This is a genomic window from Alcaligenes sp. YSL9 (genome assembly GCF_030515105.1).
Classification (GTDB): domain Bacteria; phylum Pseudomonadota; class Gammaproteobacteria; order Burkholderiales; family Burkholderiaceae_B; genus Alcaligenes; species Alcaligenes phenolicus.
The window spans coordinates 894785-913829 of record NZ_JALXJU010000002.1 but is presented as its reverse complement, the minus strand read 5'-3'; the positions used below and the strand labels follow the sequence as shown (position 1 = coordinate 913829).

Genomic DNA, 19045 nt, shown 5'->3' with positions numbered 1-19045 from the left:
TGAGCGCTTGCTCAATGTGTCAATAGGGAGGGAAGGTGATGAGTGAAAAAGAAGACAGTGCCACACGAATTCGACAGGCCGCGGTTGAGGTCCTGATGGAAGTTGGTGTTCGCGCCGCCACCACTCGCATGGTGACCGAACGGGCTGGAGTGGGCCGTGGACTGTTGAACCATTACTTTCGCTGGTCCGAATTGCGGGCCGAGGCTTGGGGCGAGATCTTCGATCAGCTCATGGAATGGGAGGCTGCGCAATCTGCAGACCCTCGGGTTCTGATGGAGGATTACCTGAAGACGGCCTTCGAAGAGCGCAATCGCATCTATTGGTTTTTGTGGATTGATGCCACTGATCTGGCCAAAACCGATGCAGCCCTGGCCGTAGTGACCACCCGCGTGCATAAAAGAATGCTGGAACAACTTGCCTCTTACCTGAGTCGGGGCACGGAGCAAGGTTTTTGGCAGGTACCCGATGCCCAGGGCACGGCACTGCGCTTATCTGCGATGTATGACGGCTTGGCCAATATGCTGTTGACCGATTTTACGGATCTGAGCCCTGCCCAGGCCGAACAGCATTTGCGACATTTATTTTTTCTGGAAACCCGGCCGACTTAGCCTGAATCCGTCGGCCTGCCTTAAGTAGTTTGATGATGGAAATCGATACTGATTACAAAACGCTATCCTCCCGCCATACCTCCGTGGGCCGGATTTTGGGTTTGTTCAAACCCTGGCGCATGCGCTTGTTTATGGTGGCCCTGCTGATTGCCTTTGGTGCAGTGATTGGCGTGGTGTCTCCTTTTTTGCTGCGCGAGATTATCGACACAGCTTTGCCGGACCAGGACTTTGGACTGCTGGTTTGGCTGGTGCTGGGCCTGCTGGGTATCAGTGCCTTGGGTGCCAGCATCAGTGTGTTGCAAACCATTTTGTCCACCAAGATCGGGCAGGCCATCATGCACGATTTGCGGGTCGGTTTGTATCGTCATCTGCAAAGCCTGTCGTTGGGCTTTTTCATTCGTACTCGTACAGGTGAAATTCAGTCCCGTATCGCCAATGATATTGGTGGCTTGCAGGCTGTGGTCAGCAACACAGCCACTGATTTGGCGCGTAACTTGAGCGTGGTGGTCACCACGGCCATTGCCATGTTGCTGTTGGACTGGCGCTTGGCTCTGTTCTCCTTTGCTGTCTTGCCGCCCTTGATCTGGCTGAGTAATAAGGTAGGGGAACTGCGCGAGCGTTTGACGCATGATCAGCAGGCTGGTCACGCGAATATGTCGGCGACAGTGCAGGAAACCTTGTCAGCTCCGGGCATCATTTTGTCCCGTACCTTGGCACAAGGCGGTTTTTTGACGCGGCGCTTTGCACAGGTCTCCTCGGAGGTAGCCCGACTGGAAGTGCGTGCGCACACGGCTGGTGAATGGCAATGGTCGCTGATCTATCTGTTTTTAAGTGCCTTGCCCGCTTTGACGCTGTTGCTGGGTGGCTGGCTGATCGGCCAGGGGATGGTGGTCACCATCGGAACCCTGGTTGCCCTGATTGCCTTGCAGGAGCAGTTGATGTGGCCGTTGGAAGAACTGCTGCAAAGCGGGGTGCGTCTGCGCACTACCAGAGCGCTGTTCACCCGGATTTTTGAGTACATGGATACGCCGCCCGAGTTGACAGAGCCTGCCCAGCCCCGTCCTTTCCCGGCTACGGGACCGCGAGGTCATGTGCGGCTCAAAGGAGTGAGCTACCGCTATCAATCCGAGACCGCTACCTTGTCCGACATCAATATGGATATTCCTGCGGGCAGTCATGTGGCGATTGTGGGACCGACAGGCGCTGGTAAAACTACCCTGGGTTACTTGTTGGCGCGTCTGGCCGACCCGAATCAAGGCAGCATCACGATTGATGGTATTGATCTGCGCCAGATGAGTTTCGAGCAGTTGGCCAGTGTGCTGGGCGTGGTGAATCAGGAGCCCTTTTTGTTGAATGCCAGCATTGCGGAGAATTTGCGTTTTGCACGGCCTGAGGCAAGTGATGAGGAGCTGCTGGCCGCAGCCAAAACCGCGCAGATTCATGACTTCATCATGTCCTTGCCGCAGGCGTATGAAACTACGGTGGGCGAGCGAGGGTATCGTTTTTCCGGGGGCGAAAAACAGCGCTTGGCTCTGGCTCGTACCATTCTGCGCAACCCGCCCGTTCTCTTGCTGGATGAGGCCACTAGTGCGCTGGATAACACCACGGAAAATGCCATGTCAGCCGCCTTGGCCAAAATGGCGGAAACTCGTACCGTTATTTCGATTGCGCACCGCCTGTCTACCGTCCGTCATGCCGACCGCATTTTTGTGCTCAAGGCGGGCAGGCTGGTTGAGCAGGGTAGCCATCAGGAACTGGCTGCGCTGGACGGTGTGTATGCCCAACTTTTGAAAGCCGGTCAGTCCATGTGAGGTGGACGTGGAAAAGTTGAAAGTCGTATCAAGGAGAATTTGTGTGAATCGCGAGAACAGGACCGTGTCTGCATCGGCACTAAGCAAAATCACCACCTTCGAGGATGGCGACCCCAATGAGACCCCCTGGGTGGCAGGCGAGCCTAAAGCAGAGCTGATCGAGGTTCAGGACTACGACGCGAACTGGCCGGTGCTGTATCAGCGCTTGAGTCAGGAAATTCAGGCGGCCCTGGGCAATAAGGCCCTGACTATTGCGCATGTGGGCTCGACCGCGGTGCTCGGCCTGCCTGCCAAGCCTGTGATTGATATTGATGTGCTGGTGGCCGACCCGGAGCAGGAAGAGGACTATGTTCCTGCGTTGAATGCCTTGGGTTATGAGTTGAGCATACGTGAGCGCTCCTGGTATCAGCACCGCATGCTGCGTCAGGAAGAGCCGCGTGTGAATCTGCATGTGTTCGGCCCGGATTGCCCTGAGCATATTCGCCATATCCTGTTTCGGGACTGGTTGGATACGCATCCCGAGGATTTGCAGCGCTATGCCCAGGCCAAAATGCAGGCTAAAGAAGGGGCTGGCAGTGTGCGGGATTACAACCAGCGAAAGCAGGCAGTAGTGCGGAATATTTATCAAAAGATTTTTGCATCGCAGGGACTGTCGTCTTGAGCCTGGCCGGTGTTCTTGTCCCGGCTACAGCCTTGACGTACCTACCGCTGACATCAGTGTCTTGCTTGCCAGCTAACACTTTACAAACAGGATGCGCCCCATGAGGATTCGTCATTCGCGCCCGGAGGACGGGCAACGTGCGGTTGAAATCTGGCGCAAGGCCGTGGATGCCACGCACGATTTTTTATCCGTGCAGGATCGTCAGGAAATTGATGTCATGGTCTGCGGGTTTCTGCCCCAGGCCAGTTTATGGCTGGCGGTGGATGAGACGGATTACCCGCTGGCTTTCATGCTGCTTGAGCAGGGCCATATGCAGGCCTTGTTTGTGGACCCGGACAGCCGGGGAACGGGCGTAGGAAAGGCTTTGGTGCTGCACGGCTTGAGCCTGCATCCCAGCATGACCACTGATGTGAATGAACAGAATGAGCAGGCTGTAGGCTTTTACGAAAAAATGGGCTTCAAGCGTATTGGACGCTCGCCCGTGGATGATCAGGGCAAGCCATACCCGCTGATTCACCTGCAGTATCAGGTCTGATGGGCATCACGGTTTGATTCGTTTGGCTTGATCCCTCCCTCCGTTTTTATCGACTGTTTTCAGCAAGGTTCTTAAGTATGAGTTTTCCGCTTGCCTGGCAAACCCGACTGGCTGCCGCCAAGGCACAACGTCAAACCATTGGGGAGTCCGGGGCTGATGTCTGGCGTCTGGACTGGCCGGATGGCTCCTGCCAGTTTGTGAAGGCGGAGGACGATCTGCCTTTGGCCGAGCTGCCCGATGAAATTGAGCGCTTGCGCTGGATGCATACGCAAGGTCTGCCTTGCCCAGAGGTGCTGGATACCTTGTTGGCGCAAAGCCGCCATTGGCTGCTGATGAGTGCTGTTCCTGGGCGCGATCTGGCCTGCACTGAAGGCCTGTCTCCCCAGCAAACCGTGGAGTTACTGGCTTCGTCCTTGCAAAGCCTGCATCGCTTGCCACTGGAGTCCTGCCCCTTCGATCATCGCCTGGAGCATCGGTTGGCCGATGCACGTGCCAGGGCGGAAGCGGGCCTGATTGATGAAGAAGATTTTGACGATGAGCGTCAGGGCATGCCGGTTCAAAACCTATTGGACGAACTGTATGCCAGCCGCCCAGGACAAGAAGATCTGGTGGTCACTCATGGCGATGCCTGCTTGCCCAACTTCATGGTGCATCAAGGGCAGTTCAGCGGTTTTATCGACTGCGGACGTTTGGGCGTGGCGGATCGTTATCAGGATCTGGCGCTGACGGCGCGCAGCATAGAGCGCAATTTGGGCAAGGAGTGGCTAGCGCCTTTCTTTGCTTTGTACGGCGTGGAAATGGATGCCGAGCGCATCGCTTTCTTCTGCCTGTTGGATGAGTTTTTTTGAACCTGACTGGTCTTTGTCTCCCAAGGTCAGCCACTATTGGCAAATCGGCTTTGCACGCGGCATTCCCTAGACCAGCAGTGCAGAGCTTGTGCTGCCTGATGAGAGGCTCTGTCGGGCAAAACCAGCGCCGTTTCGGACGCTGGCGATGTGATCTTAGGCGCAGATAAAATTCAGCTCGCCGATCCCTTGAATGGCCGCCTGAATTCGGTCGCCGGGGGCGGCATACAGCATGGGTAAACAGGTGCCCGTAATGATGACCTGCCCTTTTTGCAGCCCGCCAAGGTGGTGACTGCCTTGATTAGCCAGCCAGATGAGCAGTCGCGTCAGCTCACCCCCCGGGTTCTGGTTCGGGCCTTGCAGCAAGGGTTGCTGCCCCACTTGCAGGCGTGCCCATTCAGGTTGTAGCAGTGCCATATCCTGCGCGGCGACACCTTGCGGCTGATAGACCAGCGCACCGTGACTGGCCAGATCGGCCAAGGTGGATAGACGGCCTACGGTGTCACGCTGCGCAAAGCGGGATTCCACAATTTCAACGGCCACACAGATCTGGCTGACCGCCTGCCAGATTTGTTCTATGGAATACGGTGCCTGGCCGGGCGGCAAGTCTTGTCCCAGAATCAGGCCGATTTCCACTTCTATGCCGCGCAAGGACAGCTCCTTGCTGGATGGTACATCCGGGCTGGCGTAACGAGAACGCTGGGGCAGGGGGGCGCAGGTGGGCGGGGCCACGCTATTGGCCGCGCCGACTTTCCAGCCTCCTATGGGGCCCAGGGTTTCCATTTGCACGGCCTGGACGCGATAGGCCTGATCAAAAGACACAGGTCGCAGCGCGTCGGGCCAGTCTTCGATGGGACGGTGTTCTTGGCGGGCCTGGAGCAGACGTTGTGCCGTCGCCAGGCAGTCGGTTTGCAGTGTGGTGCTCATCAAGGCTTACCAGCCTAATAAGCAACGGCCCAAGGCTACCGCAACGGTGGCCTGCGTGGGCTCCACGACGGCAATGCCCAAAGCCTGTTCCAGCGCCTCGCGCTGATTGGCCATGCCAGCGCAACCCAGCACCACCACATCAGAACCGTGCTCATCGCGCAGGCGCTGGCCGACTTCTGTCAGACGTTGCAGGGCTTTTTTCTCGTCAGCCAGCTCCGACACGCCCATATTGATAGCCAGGTCGGCGGCCAGGCGATCAGTCACCCCCATTGCACCAAAGTAGCGCAGGTGACGCGGGATGGAGGCCTGCAAAATGGACAGCACCCCAAAACGCTGGCCCAGTGACAAGGCAGTCAGCACGCCGGTTTCGGCAATGCCCAATACAGGCACATCCACTGCTTCGCGCAAGGTGTACAGGCCGGGGTCGCTAAAGCAGGCCACCACATAAGCAGCGGCGTCTTCTTTGACGCTCAGGGCCTGGGCGCGCAAGTGAGGGATCAGGGTGTCAATATCGGTCTGGCTTTGTACACCCGCCGGGCCTTGGGGCAGGCGCAGGCAGGAGATGGCCGGGCCATCGGCCAGACGCAGAGGCTGGACAGCACGGTCCAGGCCATCCGTTACGATCTGGCTGGAATTGGGGTTCAGAACGTAGATATGAGGGCGACGGTTCATGATGTTTTTATGTTTGGGTGGGCGGTAGCCCGTTTTGGTGGCTTAGTTTTTCTGACTGAAAGCGGCCTTGCAGGCCGACATACCAGTCAGAACCATGCATGCGTCCGATTGGGTCGTAAGCGTCTATATCAATGCGCCCTTCAGGTGTCAGGATGGCGTCGTCGCAGTGCAAATGCAGGATTTCGCCAATGACGATATGGCGTAGCGGGCCCAGGTCCAGCGCGGTGTGCAAGCGGCATTCAAACTGCACTGGGCATTGGGCGATACGGGGCGGCTGCACTTGCACGCTGGGGGCCAGATCCAGGCCCGCCTGCAGGTGCTCGGCCTGACCGGTCGGGTAAGCAATGCCGCAGATGTTCATGGCGCGTGCCATCTTGGCGCTGATCAGGTTCACCACAAACTGGCCGGTGGCCAGGATATTGCGGGTGGTGTCTTTCAGACCATCGGCAGAGTGCGCATCGTTTTCCAGGCCCAGTGCCAGTACGGCAGGCTCCGAGCCCATCACATTGAAAAAACTGAACGGGGCCGTGTTCACGCGCCCCTGCTGGTCACAGGTCGTGACCAGGGCAATGGGGCGCGGCAACACGGTGTTGACCAACAAGCGGTAGCGTTCGCGTTCGCCAAGCTGATCACAGGACCAGTCCATGTCAGCTCTCCAGGCTCTGGTCCAACATGACAACGGTCTGATACAGAACCCGCGTACCGTCCAGAAGCTGCTCGGACGTGATGGATTCTTCAGGGCAATGGCTGCGACCATTCAGGCAGGGAATGAAGATCATGCCCATGGGGCCGCTGGGTGCCATGTAAACCGCATCATGACCGGCGCCGCTAGGCATGACCATGCTCGGGTATCCCAAAGCGCTGGCAGCCTGCTCGATGATGCTCATCACCTCGGGCGTGCAGTCTGTGGGTTTGGCCAGGCTGACTTGCGCCGCGTCCAGACCCAGGCCCATGGCCTCGATTTCCGGGCGCAACTGGGTCAACAGTTCCTCGGTGAAGTTCTGCATCAGCTCCTGGCGGTCGCTGCGTACTTCCACCATCATCTCCACCCTTCCGGGTACAGCATTGGAAGCGTTGGGTGTCAGGTTCAGGTTGCCAATGGTGGCGACCAGATAGTCTGGTCCCCCCAGAGCCCGGCGGGCCTTGCGGTCCACTTCACTGATGATCAGGCTGGCACCGACCAGAGCATCACGGCGTATGTCCATGGGTGTGGTGCCTGCATGGTCCGGACGACCTGTGATGATGATGCGATGGCGGCAAATGCCCACGATATTGCTGACCACGCCGATAGGCAGATTGCGCGATTCCAGTACCGGCCCTTGTTCGATATGCAACTCGACAAAGGCGGCGGTATCACCGGGGGCGCGACGAGCCTGGGCTAGTTCCTGGGGACGGCCACCGATGCGGGCAATGCCTTGCGCCAGTGTTTCGCCCTGTGGATTGCGTTCGGCCAGCATGGCTTCGGACAAGACCCCGCCCATGGCGCGACTGCCTACGCAGGATACGCCATAGTCGCTGGGCTCCTCAGACAGAAAATCTACTACTTCAAAAGGATGGTCCAGCTGGATGTTCTGCTCGTTCAGGCAACGGGCCACTTCCAGCCCGGCCAGCACGCCGATGATGCCGTCGTAGCGTCCGCCATACATCACGGTGTCGCAGTGCGAGCCAGTCGTAATCGGTGCCAGTCCGGGCTTGCGCCCTTCGCGGCGACCGATCAGATTGCCCGCGGCGTCCATGCGTACGGTCAGGCCCGCTTCCTCGAACTGTTGTAGCAACCACTGACGCGATTGCAGAAACAGATCGGAGAAGGCGCGGCGTGTCCAGGGCTGGTCAGGCAGCGTGAACGCGGCCAGCTCCTGGGTGCTGCGCCACAGGCGTTCCTGATTCAACAAGGGCATGGCCAGGCTCATGACAATTCGCCTGCCTTGTGCGGACGGATGAACTGGCCATCGCCCGCCGCGTTACGTACGGTTTTGCCATCCCAGGCCAGTTGGCCGCGCACATAGGTGGCTTCCACACGCACTTGGAACTCGCGGTCCTCAAAGGAGCTCCAGGTGACGGCGGACAGGCTGGTGGACGGGTCAAAACGGTAGGTTTCGGGTTTGACGATCACGATGTCGGCGTCTGCGCCCACATTCAGCGAACCCTTGCGGTGTTCCAGCAGGAAGTGTTGGGCAGGGCCCCAGCACAATTGCTTGACGACCATGGTGGGAGAAATGCCGTGTTCGGCGCAGCCGGTCCAGAAGGCAGGCAGCAGCGTTTCCAGACCAGGACCACCAGAGGAGTTCTGGAACACATTGTCAAACTGCTTGCGCTCCAGGCCCCAGCTGACGTGGTCGGAGGACACGAAGGTACATTCGTCGTTGGCAATGTGGGTCCAGAGCAGATCCATTTCCGCCTTGGGGCGAATGGGAGGGTAGTGCTTGGTCTTGGCACCGAAGCGGCGGGTGTGTTCTTCGTGGTTCAGCATCAGGTACTGCACGCAGGTCTCGATGGATGCCTTGTGGCCTGCCTGACGGTACATATTGCAGATCTCAAAACCGCGCGACAGGGACACGTGCACAGCGTGGGCACGGGCACCGGTTTGAGCACCGATTTCATAAATCGCGCTGGTGGCCAGGTTTTCGATCAGAGGGGTGTGAGCGCGCAAGAAGGCGTCCCAACCCGTATCACCGGCTTCGACCATGCGCTTGATGTTCTTGCGTGTCAGTTCCTGGTCCTGGTTGTGCACACCGCAGGCCAGGCCGGAGGGGGCAATCAGGCGGAAGGCTTCCATCAGGATGTCTTCTTCCACGCGCGGAAAGCGGTTGGGGCTGGCTTCAAAGGTAGAGAATTTGAAACCGCAAACGCCGCCTTCAATCAGGCCAGCGGCTGCTTCCAGACCGTGCTGGTCGTTCAATGTACCGTAGCAGGCCACGTCCACGTGGCAATCGCTTTCAATGCGGGCAATCTTGTCTTCCAGCTGCGGGCGGGAGGCAACGGGTTCGGGATCGTCGTAGGGCATTTCCACCATGGTGGTCACGCCACCGGCGGCCGCCGCACGCGAGGCCCAACCCAGACCTTCCTGATTGGCCTGGCTACCAGAGTGCACCTGACCGTCCAGCACGCCGGGCATGACCCACATGCCACGCGCATCCACATGTTCACGGGCCGAAGGAGCCGCGCCAACACCGCGGGCTGCTACTCGGCCTTCGCGGACGGCCACCCAGCCGTCAGTGATGATGCGGTCGCGTTCAACAATATTTCCTCGTACTACCAGATCAAAGTCGCTCATTATCTTCCTCCTTGGATGGCTCGGGCCCGCGCATCTCGCGTGCCCGCAATCGTGTTCGTTTCCATGATTGAAGCAAATCCAGTCATGAATGTCGTATGCCTATTTATCGGTAAAACATAACGTCATGTTAAGTCTTGCTTGGAGTGCGCCCAGCGCTGTACGTGATAGCGGTCGTGGCCCAGGCACAGACAGAACGAACCTACGGCTTTGGCCAGTTTTTCCGTGATGTGGCGCTTGTCGTAGGTATTGCGTGTGATGCGTTCCTGGGCCTGCTCCACTTGTTGGCGCAGGCGAGGCATATTCACTTGTGTTAACTGTCGGTCGCGCACGGCAAACTGGCCGTCGACCATGACATGGCGCAGCGCCAGCCCGTCTTCCAGATGCACCAGCTGATTGACCGTGTTGTTATGCGGAATCCAGTTGATATGAGCCAGATCCAGAAACACGATGTCGGCCTTGCGACCCGGTTCCAGACGCCCCAACTGCTCGCCCATGCCCAGGCAGCGGGCGCTGCCTTCGGTGGCGGCGTACAGCGCTTGTGCGGTTGTGACCCAGCGTTCTGTATCCGGGCCGCGCACCTTGGACGAGAAGGAGGCTAGACGCATGGCCTCGTACATATTCTGGTTATCGCCACTATTGGAGCCGTCCGTGCCCAGGCCCACGGTAATGCCGCGTTCCAGCATGGAGTTCACATCGGCAATTCCATTACCTAAACGCATATTGCTGCCGGGGTTGTGGGCCACCATGGCACCGCGTTCGGCCAGAATGTCCAGGTCGCGCTCGTCCAGCCAGATGGCGTGCGCCAGGGTGAAACGGGGCGAGATCAGGCCCAGTTTGTTCAGATGCTGAACAATGGTGGTGCCATAGCGTTTCATGCCGGTCAGGGCTTGCACATAGGACTCGCCAACGTGGCTGTGCAGGCCGATATTGCGCTCCGCGCTGATTTCACCGCAGGTTTGCAGGAACTCGTCCGAGCACAGCATGGGAATGGTCGGGGCCAAGGCCACGCGAATGCGGTCGGGGTTGCGCTGCTGATCCAGAAAGTCCGTCAGGCCCGAGAGCGTAGCCCGGAACGACTGGGGGGCCAGTTGGACCACGAACTTTTGCAGCTCTTCCGGTAGGGCTTCGATCAGGCCGGGGACGGACTGGTAAAAGGACAGGTCCGCCATCATGGGCGCTACCGTGGCTCGCATACCGGCATCCACATAGGCCTGGGCAACCGCGTTCATGCCTTCCGCCGTCGGGACCGGGATTTCGGAGTACAGGTCGTAGCTGGCGGTACAGCCTTTGAGCAGCATTTCTGCCGCGTTCAACTGAGTGCTCAGGTATTTGTCTTCCAGATGGCGGTCGCCATTGATCCAGGGGCCAGCCGTCAATAAAAGCTCCAGCGACCAGCGATCCCCCATGGCTTTGGCATAGGTGCCGTGGCCGTGGGTGTGGGCGTTGATCAGGCCAGGGTGCAGCAGTTGGTCATCCGCTTGCACGACTGTGGCTTCAGACGGTGCGGGCAGGCCGGGCGGGCCCATGGCTTCGATCTCGCCATTCTTGATCAGAATGTCCAGAGGTTCGGCCTTGGCTTGGGCGTGGGCCAGCACCAGGCCCCCACGGATGACGGTATAACTTGATGTCATGATCAGCTCCGATTGTCCTTGATTGCCCAAGGGAACAGGATGCGTTCGGCGGCAGAAATCACCTGGAAGAACACAATGCCCAACACGGACAAGATCGCCATGGCGCCAAAGGCAACCGGTGTCTTGAAGAAGGCTGTAGAGGTGGTGATCAAGTAGCCCAGACCTTGGTCAGCGGCTACAAATTCACCGACTACTGCACCCACCACGGACAAGGTGATGGCCACTTTCAGACCCGAGAAAATAAAGGGCACGGCAAAGGGCAGGCGAATGCGGAAAAACTCTTGCAAGCGGGTGGCGCGGCAGGCACGGACCAGCTCGATCAGCTCGGGCGGGGCCGCCAGCAGGCCGGAGGTCATGGAGATCACCAGCGGGAAGAAGGCCACCAGAAAAGTCACCACGACGCGTGGCAGCTCAGTGGGTCCAAAGATAATGACCAGAATCGGAGCCAGGGCCACCTTGGGGATGGACTGGGTCAGGATCAGCAGCGGGTAGATGGCCTGCTCGAAAAAGCGCGAGTAGGTAATCAGCACGGCTAGCGGAAAGCTGATCACAATCGACAGCAAAAAGCCCAGCATGATGGTGCGCGTGGACACCAGCGTGTGCATCAGCATGGCCTCTTTCATTTGCATGGAATCGGCCCAGATGCGCGAGGGAGCAGGCACCAGGTATTCAGGGATATCAAACAGGCGGCTGGCCAGCTCCCACAGGATGACCACGGCAATCAGGGTGATGGCCGGGACGGTAATTTCATTGAAATCGCGCAGACGCAGTCGTCGCTTGCGCACGGGCGCGGCGCCCAGGGTTTGAGTTTGCTCGCTCATCAAGCCACCTCGTGTTGGAAAATGAGTTCACGGACGGCAGCGGCACAGCGCGTAAATTCGGGCGTGCCCACCAGGGAAAAGTCGCGTTCGCGGGGCAGGTTCACGTCCAGAATTTCGGTAATCTGGCCGGGGCGCGGCGACATGACCACGATGCGGTGGCCCAGCATGACGGCTTCAGAAATCGAGTGCGTCACAAAGACAATGGTTTTGGGGTCTTCGTACCAAAGGCGCAGCAGCTCCAGCGTCATGGTTTCGCGTGTCAGTGCGTCCAGGGCGCCGAAGGGCTCATCCATCAGCACGACTTTGGGGTTGTGGACCAGGGCGCGGCAAATGGCTACGCGTTGTTGCATCCCACCGGACAATTGCTTTGGGTGGTGGTGCAGAAAATTGCCCAGCCCGGCGGTAGTGAGCAGGCGCGTGGCGCGGCTGCGGGCCTGATCGTCCAGGCGACCCATGATGCTCGATGGCAAGAGGGTGTTGTCCAGAATATTGGCCCACGGCACCAGCGTCGGGGCCTGGAACACGATGCCGGTGTCCTGGCGGGGGTGGGCAACGATTTCATCATCAATGCTGACGGTGCCGGTGGTGGGCATCAGCAAGCCGGCGATCAGGCGTAGCAGCGTGGATTTCCCACAGCCCGAAGCGCCGACAATGGCAATGATTTCGTTGTCCTGGATGTCCAGATTGATTTGTTTCAGCGCCTGAGTCTCTCGCTCGGTATTACGACCGTAGATCAGGTTGACGTCTTGAATGCGTATCACAATGCGCTCCTAGGCGCGCGCCGGCCCGCCTGGGCCAAGCCGGAGCACGCGCGAAAATCAGTTCAGCTCAGGGCTTGGCCGTGCCGTTGGCCTTGACGATGAACTGGGTGTCGTAGGCTTGGTGATAGTCCCAGGCGGGATCCAGGCTTTGGGCTTCTGCAACGGCCTCGTAGGTGTTTTTCATGCGGCCTTCTTCCAGGCTGCCTACTCCGTGCTCGGCACTGAAATCGGTGTAGATGTAGCCCAGCACCGCGTTCAGGTTGCCCATGCAGTCATCAAGGTCGATTTCCGGGTTGGCCTTTACGTGGGCCTGACAAGCCGTGTCCGGGTCCTTGCGGGCGGCTTCCCAGGCTTCGATGGTGGCGTCCAGGAAGTTCTGCACCATTTGTGGGCGCTCGGTCAGTGTCTTGTCGGTGGCGAATACGGACAGGGCGTAGATGTTGAAACCCTGGTCGCTAAAGGGCAGCACCACGATTTCCTTGCCAAAACGCTTGGCCTGCTTGTTCTGGTAGTAGTAGTTGGTGGCCAGGAAAGGAGCGGCGTCCACTTTGCCGTTGATCAGCAGCGGTGCCATGGAGGAGCCGTCAACGGTCACCCACTGAATCTTGTCGGGATCGGTGTTGGCCTTGCGCGCCACCATGGGGAAGTAAAGCTTGTGGCTGTTACCGGGCGAGACGGCAATTTTCTTGCCTTCCAGGCCGGAGAAATCGGTAATACCCGAGTCTTTGCGCACAAACAGGGAATGGGCCGAGTGCGAGAAGGTGGAAGCAATGGCCTTGATGGGAGTCTGGCTGTTCTGACGCGAGGTCAGAATGGCGGAAATATCGGCCAAGCCAATATCGGCCGCGCCGCCAGCCACTTTCAGAACTGTGTCACCCGAACCGGTGCCACGGGTAATCTTCAGGTTGATGCCGTGTTTTTCGTAAATCCCGTTGGCAATGCCCGAGTAATACGGGGCATAGTCGCCGGTGGGGATGAAGTCCAGCATGAGATGAACGTTGTCAGCGGCGTGGGCGGCGGGCGCAGCGGCGGCCAGTCCCAAGCCCAGCACCGCCAGGGTGCGAGCAAGCAGGGTTTGCATGATTTTGTCTCCGTGTCGTAGTTATGAAGCCGCTCTGTAAGCCCGTTGCGATCAAGGCGCGCCGGGATGGCAGCTTGAAAAAATTGAAACATAGGCAAATCAAAATGTCTTATGCTTATTTGTGCTCGAAACATAAGGCTACGTTAAGGGATGCTGCTCAATCTTCGTCAAATCGAGGTTTTTCGCGCGATCATGCTGACCGGTTCCATCAGCAAGGCGGCGCAATTGCTGAACGTGTCGCAACCGGCCATCAGCCGCCTGCTGTCCTATACCGAATCGCGTATTGGTCTGGTGCTGTTCGAGCGCATCAAGGGGCGTCTGTACCCCACGCCCGAGGCGCGTCGGCTCTATCAGGAAGTGGAGCAGGTTCATAACAGCGTGCAGCGGGTAAACGAGGTGGCCACCGACCTGATCGAAAAGCGCCACGGCAGCTTGCACATTGCCGTCAGCCCCAGTCTGGGCCAGACCTTGATCCCCATGGCGGTGACGCGTTTTCGCCAGGCATTCCCGGACGTGAAGGTGTATGTGCGCACGCTGATTTCCAGTGATCTGGTACAGGCTTTGGTCACCCAGCAGGCCGAGGTCGGTGTGGCTATCGTGCCGCTGACGCATCCCAGCTTGCATGCCCAATCCATTTATGAAAACCATCTGGTGGCGGTGTTGCCAGCCAGCCATCCGCTGGCCGACAAGCAGGAGCTGGACGCCAGCGATCTGGAAGGGCTGGACCTGATTGGTTATGGCAATGACACTCCTTATGGCCAGATGGTGCAGCAGTTATTTGGTAACCGTCCTGGTGTGCCGCAACTGGCGGTAGAAGTGCGTTTGACGCATATTGCCTGTGCCATGGTGCAGGCTGGAGCCGGGATTGCAATTGTGGACGAGCTGGCCGTGGCAGGCCGGGTCTGGCCGGATGTGGTGGTACGCCCCATTAATCCGCGCACCACCATGCCTTTGCACATGCTGCATTCCAATGTGGTGCCGGTGTCGCAATTGGCTCACGACTTCATGAAAGTGGTCATTTCTACCGCCTCCCGAGGGATGCGGGCAGGCTGGGCCTGAGTGATTCATCCATAAATACATCGTCCCCCCACGCTGCGCTTTTGCTTGGCGGCCTCTCCAGGGGGAGACTTACCCTTATCAAGGGCGACCGTCGGGAAATGTGCGTGTTCGCGTATTGCGCCGCGTATAAGGGGTACGGGTATTTGCTTAACCCTGTGTTATGAAGGGTTAATAAAAAAGCATATGACATCAAGGTTTTGCCAATCCTAGAATTAAAGCACTACAAACAGAAAATGGATGGCAAGGAGACCTTATGCAAGGCGTATACACAATCGCCCCGTTGGCTGCGGCTGTATCCCGCAAAAACACCCTGTCCCGCTGGGGACGTGTCAGCAGCAAAGCTGGCTTGATGCTGGCCACATTGGCTGCCGGCGTGGCCTTGAGCCTGCCCGCTCATGCGGTCAACCCCAATCAGGGCAAGATGTTCAAGGTGGCTGCAGACGTGGGCCTGGTTCCGTTTTTCATGCGCGGCACCGATGGCAAGCTGGATGGCTTTTCCAATGATCTGACCCAGGAAGTGGCCCGACGCATGGGTTACGAGGGGGCGGAGGTCATCGACACCCCGTTTTCCGCTATTTTTGCTGGCTTGTTTTCCAGTCGTTACGACATGGTGGCGGCTCCCACCAACACCACACGTGAACGTGCGGAGCAAATGCTGTTTGCCGAGCCGTATATGGCGGGCGGCCTGAGCTTTCTGGCTAAAAAGGGCGCGACCGTCAATGCGCTGGAAGACCTGAAAGGCAAGACCATTGCCGTCAATAACGGCAGCTTCTCGGACCGTTGGTTGCAGGACAATCAGGAAAAATACGGCTACAAGATCCAGCGCTTCAACAAGAACACGGATGCTGTGCAGGCCGTAGCTATTGGTCGCGCCTTTGCCAATATGTCCGAGACTCCTTTGGCACGCTATATCGCCACCCAGACCCCCGCACTGGCCCCGGTCTACGACATGACCACCGAGGCTAACTATGCCTTTGCCTTCCGCAAGGACGACACGGCCCTGCGTAATCGCGTGGATGAAGTGCTGGAATGCATGAAGCAGGACGGCTCCCTGTCCAAGCTGCATGTGAAGTGGTTCGGTACGGAACCCAATGCTGGTACGGCCATGACGGTGATTTTCCCCGGCTATGGCGTGCCCGACTTCCCTGGCTACGAGCCCACCGAGCACACCCCCGACTGCTCCCGTCCTTAAAAGCGCCTTCGCGCTGTTTCTCTAGCTATATGGCCCTGCAGGGGCCGGTCCCCGCCTGCCCGACTGGCAGGCGGTCAAGGAGCGACCATGAGTGAAATTGTCCGCATCCAGGGCTTGCGCAAATCGTTTGGGCAGGCCGAAATTCTTAAAGGCATAGACCTGAGCGTCAACACCGGCGAAGTTGTCGTGATGATTGGCGGCTCGGGCTCGGGCAAAAGTACCTGTCTGCGCTGCATCAACCGTCTGGAAACCCCGACCAGCGGCACGATTGTGGTGGCTGGCAGTGATGTGACCTGTCCGCGCACCGACCTGAACCAGGTGCGCCAGAACATAGGCATGGTGTTTCAGGGCATACACCTGTACCCGCATATGACGGCGCTGGGCAATGTGGTGCTGGCGCTGCGCAAGGTGAAAAAAGTGCCCAAGGCGCAGGCCGAAGAGCAGGCCCGCCATCATCTGGAACAGGTGGGTCTGGCCCAGCGTATCGAACACTATCCCAGCCAGTTGTCCGGCGGCCAGCAGCAGCGGGTGGGCATTGCCCGCGCGCTGGCGCTGGAGCCCAAAGTCATGCTGTTTGACGAGCCTACCTCGGGTCTGGACCCGGAACTGGTCGGTGAAGTGCTGAACGTGATGAAACGCACCCGCGATGCGGGCATGACCATGGTGATTGTTACGCACGAAATGCAGTTTGCCCGCGAAGTAGGGGACCGCATTGTGTTCATGGACCAGGGCGTGATTCTGGACCAGGGCAGTCCCGATGAAATTCTGTGTAAGCCGCGTCACAAGCGTATTCAGGATTTTCTGAGCCGCATGAACTGAGGTCGGCCATGGATCAGATTGTTTATTACTTCTTTAACTGGACGCTGATCAGCCCCCATCTGCCCGAGATCATGCAGGGCTTTTGGGTCACGCTGCAAATGGCTGTGATGACCGTGATTCTGGGCACCGTCCTGGGTCTGGGTCTGGCCGTGTTGCGTTGCTACGGCTGGCGTCCCGTCAATATCTTGATGACCTTGTATGTGGACGTGTTCCGTGCGATTCCGCAGCTGGTCATTATTGTGCTGGTGTTCTTCGCTTTGCCGTCCCTGGGGATTGTGATTGAGCCCGTACCCGCCACGGTGCTGGCCTTGAGCCTGGTGTTGTCTGCCTTTGCAGAAGAAATCTTCTGGTCTGGCATTGCTTCAGTGCCTACGGGGCAGTGGGAAGCGGGCCGCTCCACCGGCATGGGTTTCAGTCAGACGCTGTTTGCCATCATCCTGCCGCAAGCCGTGCGCCTGGCGATTCCACCACTGACCAATCGCGCCATCGGGATTACCAAAGGCACCACCTTGGGCTCGGTGATTGCCGTGCCTGAGCTCCTTAATGTGTCCAGCAATATCCAGTCCAACATCGCCAACCCCACCGCCTTTACGGCCGGGGCCATTTTGTTCTGCCTGATTTTCTTCCCCTTCGTTCATCTGACGAGGGTGCTGGAACGGCGCTATGCGATCAAGTCGTAGGAGTGACGCGCTATGGAACTGATCGATACTTTTCTGAACCCGAAGATTCTTGCCGCCAGTTGGCCCTTGCTGCTTCAGGGCTTGTGGCTGACCGTCAAGCTCTCGGTGATCATCGTGCCGCTGGCTGCCTTGCTGGGTCTGGTGATCGCTTGCCTGCATTATCAGCAACATCGCTGGCTGAACCGCCTGATTCTGCTGTACGTGGATTTTTTCCGCGCCTTCCCGCCTTTGGTGCTGCTGATCTTCATTTACTACGGTCTGCCGTTCCTGGGCCTGCCCTTGAATGAGTTTTCCGCCACGGTGCTGGCGCTGGTTTTGAACAGCAGTGGTTACTTCGCGGAGATTTTCCGTGCCGGGCTGGAGTCGGTGTCCCCCGGCCAGAACGAGGCGGCGCGCTCGACCGGCTTGAACGCCCGTCAGGCCATGGCCTATGTGGTTGTGCCCCAAGGTGTGCGCAATGTAATTCCGGATCTGGCCAGCAACACGCTGGAAGCCATCAAGCAGACTTCGATTGCTTCGGCTGTGGCCTTGCCTGAACTGCTGCGTTCGGCCCAGATCGTGCAGGGCGAGACCTATAGCCAGACCCCGCTGGTGGCCGCTGCGCTGATTTACTTTATTCTTCTCTGGCCCTTGGTACGCATGATTTCGCGTATGCAAAAGCCATTTGTTATTCCACGTTGAGCCTAAGCGTAATTATGAAAAATAAAGGTGTCTTTTCCATTTGCCCCACTCCCTTCAAACCGGGTGGCGAGCTGGATTTGCAAAGCCTGGTCAGTCTGGTGAATTTCCAGCTGGAAGCCGGTATTCACGGCTTGGCGATTTTGGGAGTGATGGGTGAACTGCACAAGCTCAGTACGTTCGAGCGTCGGCGTGTTATTGAAACCGTCGTGGCGGCAGTGCGCGGTGCGGTGCCGGTCTGGGTGGGGGTGCGGGCCATGGGAACGGCAGCGGCGGTGGAGCAGGCTCGCAGCGCTGAAGATCTGGGGGCCGATGCGATTTTTGTCGCTCCCTTGGCGGGGGCGGATGACGATATGCAGGTGTCCTTTTACCGCCAGATTGTGCAGGCTATTCGTTTGCCGGTGGTCATTCACGACTTCCCGGAACTGTTTGCTGCCCGCATCAGTCCGGCCTTGGCTGTGCGTTTGAAGGCAGAGGCAGGTGTGTCCATTTTGAACTCAGAGGATCCGCCTGTTGGCCAAAAAATTACCGCTGTGCGGGGTTTGTCAGGCGATGCCTTACCGATCTTGAGTGGCCTGGGTGGCATGCATTTTCTGGAAGAGCTGCAACGGGGGGCCGATGGCGTGGTCACCGGCTTCTCCTTCCCGGAGATTCTGCTCAAGGTCTATGCCTTGCACCGTCAGGGCGAACAGGAAGAAGCTGCACGTGTGTTCGATCGTTACTGCTCGCTGATTCGTTACGAGTTTCAGCCTTTGGTGGCACTGGCCTTGCGCAAGTATTCCTATATGCGCCGTGGCATCATCGCCTGCGATGCGACGCGTGATCCGGCGACGGCTCTGGACCATATCAGCCGGGACGAGTTTGAGGCTGTGGTGCGCCGTGTGGGTCTAGACTTGTCCGCCAAGGGTGTGCAAACCGTTTAAACCTTGCTGTTCTTGAGTAACTGCTGCATTTGTTGGATTTGCCGGGTAAATAACGTCTGGGGGGCCC

At 58.4% G+C, this 19045-nt stretch carries 20 protein-coding genes; 11 read left to right on the top strand and 9 right to left on the bottom strand.

The features are described 5' to 3' along the window. The first annotated feature begins 38 nt into the window (after positions 1-38). From M2Q46_RS12345 to M2Q46_RS12325, 5 genes are all read left to right on the top strand, one after another. On the top strand, positions 39-608 hold the full coding sequence (locus tag M2Q46_RS12345; protein ID WP_035268401.1) for a TetR/AcrR family transcriptional regulator: 570 nt from the start codon (positions 39-41) through the stop codon (positions 606-608). Positions 609-640: 32 nt separating this feature from the next. After that, on the top strand, positions 641-2419 hold the full coding sequence (locus M2Q46_RS12340; protein ID WP_137430816.1) for an ABC transporter ATP-binding protein: 1779 nt from the start codon (positions 641-643) through the stop codon (positions 2417-2419). A 43-nt stretch (positions 2420-2462) separates the two neighbouring features. Then, a complete protein-coding gene (locus M2Q46_RS12335) occupies positions 2463-3080 on the top strand; it encodes a GrpB family protein (protein ID WP_302357325.1) in 618 nt (205 codons plus the stop codon). A 100-nt stretch (positions 3081-3180) separates the two neighbouring features. Next, complete coding sequence (locus tag M2Q46_RS12330; protein ID WP_009462757.1) at positions 3181-3615, top strand: acetyltransferase; 435 nt, start codon at positions 3181-3183, stop codon at positions 3613-3615. 77 nt (positions 3616-3692) lie between these two features. After that, on the top strand, positions 3693-4463 hold the full coding sequence (locus M2Q46_RS12325; protein WP_302357324.1) for an APH(3')-II family aminoglycoside O-phosphotransferase: 771 nt from the start codon (positions 3693-3695) through the stop codon (positions 4461-4463). A gap of 153 nt (positions 4464-4616) precedes the next feature. Here the strand turns inward: M2Q46_RS12325 and M2Q46_RS12320 are convergent, their stop codons facing one another. From M2Q46_RS12320 to M2Q46_RS12280, 9 genes are all read right to left on the bottom strand, one after another. Beyond that, positions 4617-5387, bottom strand: a complete 771-nt coding sequence (locus M2Q46_RS12320; RefSeq protein ID WP_302357323.1) for a 2-keto-4-pentenoate hydratase — start codon at positions 5385-5387, stop codon at positions 4617-4619. Between the two features lie 6 nt (positions 5388-5393). Beyond that, a complete protein-coding gene (locus M2Q46_RS12315; RefSeq protein ID WP_115635294.1) occupies positions 5394-6059 on the bottom strand; it encodes an aspartate/glutamate racemase family protein in 666 nt (221 codons plus the stop codon). 7 nt (positions 6060-6066) lie between these two features. Further along, on the bottom strand, positions 6067-6705 hold the full coding sequence (locus M2Q46_RS12310; protein WP_060186140.1) for a flavin reductase family protein: 639 nt from the start codon (positions 6703-6705) through the stop codon (positions 6067-6069). Between the two features lies 1 nt (position 6706). Then, entirely contained in the window at positions 6707-7969 is a 1263-nt protein-coding gene (locus M2Q46_RS12305; protein WP_302357322.1) for a Zn-dependent hydrolase, read from the bottom strand. Further along, positions 7966-9333 carry a dihydroorotase family protein gene (locus M2Q46_RS12300; RefSeq protein WP_009462747.1) on the bottom strand — a complete coding sequence of 456 codons (1368 nt, stop codon included), beginning with the start codon at positions 9331-9333 and terminating at the stop codon, positions 7966-7968. The genes M2Q46_RS12305 and M2Q46_RS12300 overlap by 4 nt, the downstream gene beginning before the upstream one ends. Positions 9334-9455: 122 nt before the next feature. After that, positions 9456-10964: an amidohydrolase family protein gene (locus M2Q46_RS12295; protein WP_088451356.1), complete on the bottom strand. Its 1509-nt coding sequence runs from the start codon at positions 10962-10964 to the stop codon at positions 9456-9458. Between the two features lie 2 nt (positions 10965-10966). Beyond that, on the bottom strand, positions 10967-11785 hold the full coding sequence (locus M2Q46_RS12290; protein ID WP_021447064.1) for an ABC transporter permease: 819 nt from the start codon (positions 11783-11785) through the stop codon (positions 10967-10969). Further along, entirely contained in the window at positions 11785-12546 is a 762-nt protein-coding gene (locus tag M2Q46_RS12285) for an ABC transporter ATP-binding protein (RefSeq protein WP_009462739.1), read from the bottom strand. Before M2Q46_RS12285 ends, M2Q46_RS12290 begins: the two co-directional genes overlap by 1 nt. A gap of 67 nt (positions 12547-12613) precedes the next feature. Then, positions 12614-13627, bottom strand: coding sequence for an ABC transporter substrate-binding protein (locus M2Q46_RS12280; protein WP_009462736.1), 1014 nt, complete (start codon positions 13625-13627; stop codon positions 12614-12616). A gap of 150 nt (positions 13628-13777) precedes the next feature. Here M2Q46_RS12280 and M2Q46_RS12275 point away from each other — a divergent pair, with 150 nt between their 5' ends. From M2Q46_RS12275 to M2Q46_RS12250, 6 genes are all read left to right on the top strand, one after another. After that, the gene (locus M2Q46_RS12275) at positions 13778-14686 is read left to right on the top strand and encodes a LysR substrate-binding domain-containing protein (RefSeq protein ID WP_083054310.1); all 909 of its coding nucleotides are present in this window, start codon (positions 13778-13780) and stop codon (positions 14684-14686) included. 253 nt (positions 14687-14939) lie between these two features. Beyond that, positions 14940-15878, top strand: a complete 939-nt coding sequence (locus tag M2Q46_RS12270) for an ABC transporter substrate-binding protein (RefSeq protein WP_026484057.1) — start codon at positions 14940-14942, stop codon at positions 15876-15878. A gap of 87 nt (positions 15879-15965) precedes the next feature. Continuing rightward, positions 15966-16697 carry an amino acid ABC transporter ATP-binding protein gene (locus tag M2Q46_RS12265; protein WP_302357320.1) on the top strand — a complete coding sequence of 244 codons (732 nt, stop codon included), beginning with the start codon at positions 15966-15968 and terminating at the stop codon, positions 16695-16697. Positions 16698-16705: 8 nt separating this feature from the next. Continuing rightward, positions 16706-17377: an amino acid ABC transporter permease gene (locus tag M2Q46_RS12260; RefSeq protein WP_021447063.1), complete on the top strand. Its 672-nt coding sequence runs from the start codon at positions 16706-16708 to the stop codon at positions 17375-17377. A 12-nt stretch (positions 17378-17389) separates the two neighbouring features. Next, positions 17390-18058, top strand: a complete 669-nt coding sequence (locus M2Q46_RS12255) for an amino acid ABC transporter permease (RefSeq protein ID WP_009462726.1) — start codon at positions 17390-17392, stop codon at positions 18056-18058. Between the two features lie 14 nt (positions 18059-18072). Beyond that, positions 18073-18978: a dihydrodipicolinate synthase family protein gene (locus M2Q46_RS12250; RefSeq protein WP_137430809.1), complete on the top strand. Its 906-nt coding sequence runs from the start codon at positions 18073-18075 to the stop codon at positions 18976-18978. Positions 18979-19045 lie beyond the last annotated feature (67 nt).

What these genes read in the sequence shown, in the direction of transcription:
- M2Q46_RS12325 (WP_302357324.1), top strand. Translation starts at nt 3,693, where the DNA reads ATGAGTTTTCCGCTTGCCTGGCAAACCCGACTGGCTGCCGCCAAGGCA.
- M2Q46_RS12300 (WP_009462747.1), bottom strand. Translation starts at nt 9,333, where the DNA reads ATGAGCGACTTTGATCTGGTAGTACGAGGAAATATTGTTGAACGCGAC.
- M2Q46_RS12305 (WP_302357322.1), bottom strand. Translation starts at nt 7,969, where the DNA reads ATGAGCCTGGCCATGCCCTTGTTGAATCAGGAACGCCTGTGGCGCAGC.
- M2Q46_RS12275 (WP_083054310.1), top strand. Translation starts at nt 13,778, where the DNA reads ATGCTGCTCAATCTTCGTCAAATCGAGGTTTTTCGCGCGATCATGCTG.
- M2Q46_RS12330 (WP_009462757.1), top strand. Translation starts at nt 3,181, where the DNA reads ATGAGGATTCGTCATTCGCGCCCGGAGGACGGGCAACGTGCGGTTGAA.
- M2Q46_RS12315 (WP_115635294.1), bottom strand. Translation starts at nt 6,059, where the DNA reads ATGAACCGTCGCCCTCATATCTACGTTCTGAACCCCAATTCCAGCCAG.
- M2Q46_RS12255 (WP_009462726.1), top strand. Translation starts at nt 17,390, where the DNA reads ATGGAACTGATCGATACTTTTCTGAACCCGAAGATTCTTGCCGCCAGT.
- M2Q46_RS12260 (WP_021447063.1), top strand. Translation starts at nt 16,706, where the DNA reads ATGGATCAGATTGTTTATTACTTCTTTAACTGGACGCTGATCAGCCCC.
- M2Q46_RS12345 (WP_035268401.1), top strand. Translation starts at nt 39, where the DNA reads ATGAGTGAAAAAGAAGACAGTGCCACACGAATTCGACAGGCCGCGGTT.
- M2Q46_RS12270 (WP_026484057.1), top strand. Translation starts at nt 14,940, where the DNA reads ATGCAAGGCGTATACACAATCGCCCCGTTGGCTGCGGCTGTATCCCGC.
- M2Q46_RS12250 (WP_137430809.1), top strand. Translation starts at nt 18,073, where the DNA reads ATGAAAAATAAAGGTGTCTTTTCCATTTGCCCCACTCCCTTCAAACCG.
- M2Q46_RS12265 (WP_302357320.1), top strand. Translation starts at nt 15,966, where the DNA reads ATGAGTGAAATTGTCCGCATCCAGGGCTTGCGCAAATCGTTTGGGCAG.
- M2Q46_RS12295 (WP_088451356.1), bottom strand. Translation starts at nt 10,964, where the DNA reads ATGACATCAAGTTATACCGTCATCCGTGGGGGCCTGGTGCTGGCCCAC.
- M2Q46_RS12280 (WP_009462736.1), bottom strand. Translation starts at nt 13,627, where the DNA reads ATGCAAACCCTGCTTGCTCGCACCCTGGCGGTGCTGGGCTTGGGACTG.
- M2Q46_RS12320 (WP_302357323.1), bottom strand. Translation starts at nt 5,387, where the DNA reads ATGAGCACCACACTGCAAACCGACTGCCTGGCGACGGCACAACGTCTG.
- M2Q46_RS12340 (WP_137430816.1), top strand. Translation starts at nt 641, where the DNA reads ATGATGGAAATCGATACTGATTACAAAACGCTATCCTCCCGCCATACC.
- M2Q46_RS12310 (WP_060186140.1), bottom strand. Translation starts at nt 6,705, where the DNA reads ATGGACTGGTCCTGTGATCAGCTTGGCGAACGCGAACGCTACCGCTTG.
- M2Q46_RS12290 (WP_021447064.1), bottom strand. Translation starts at nt 11,785, where the DNA reads ATGAGCGAGCAAACTCAAACCCTGGGCGCCGCGCCCGTGCGCAAGCGA.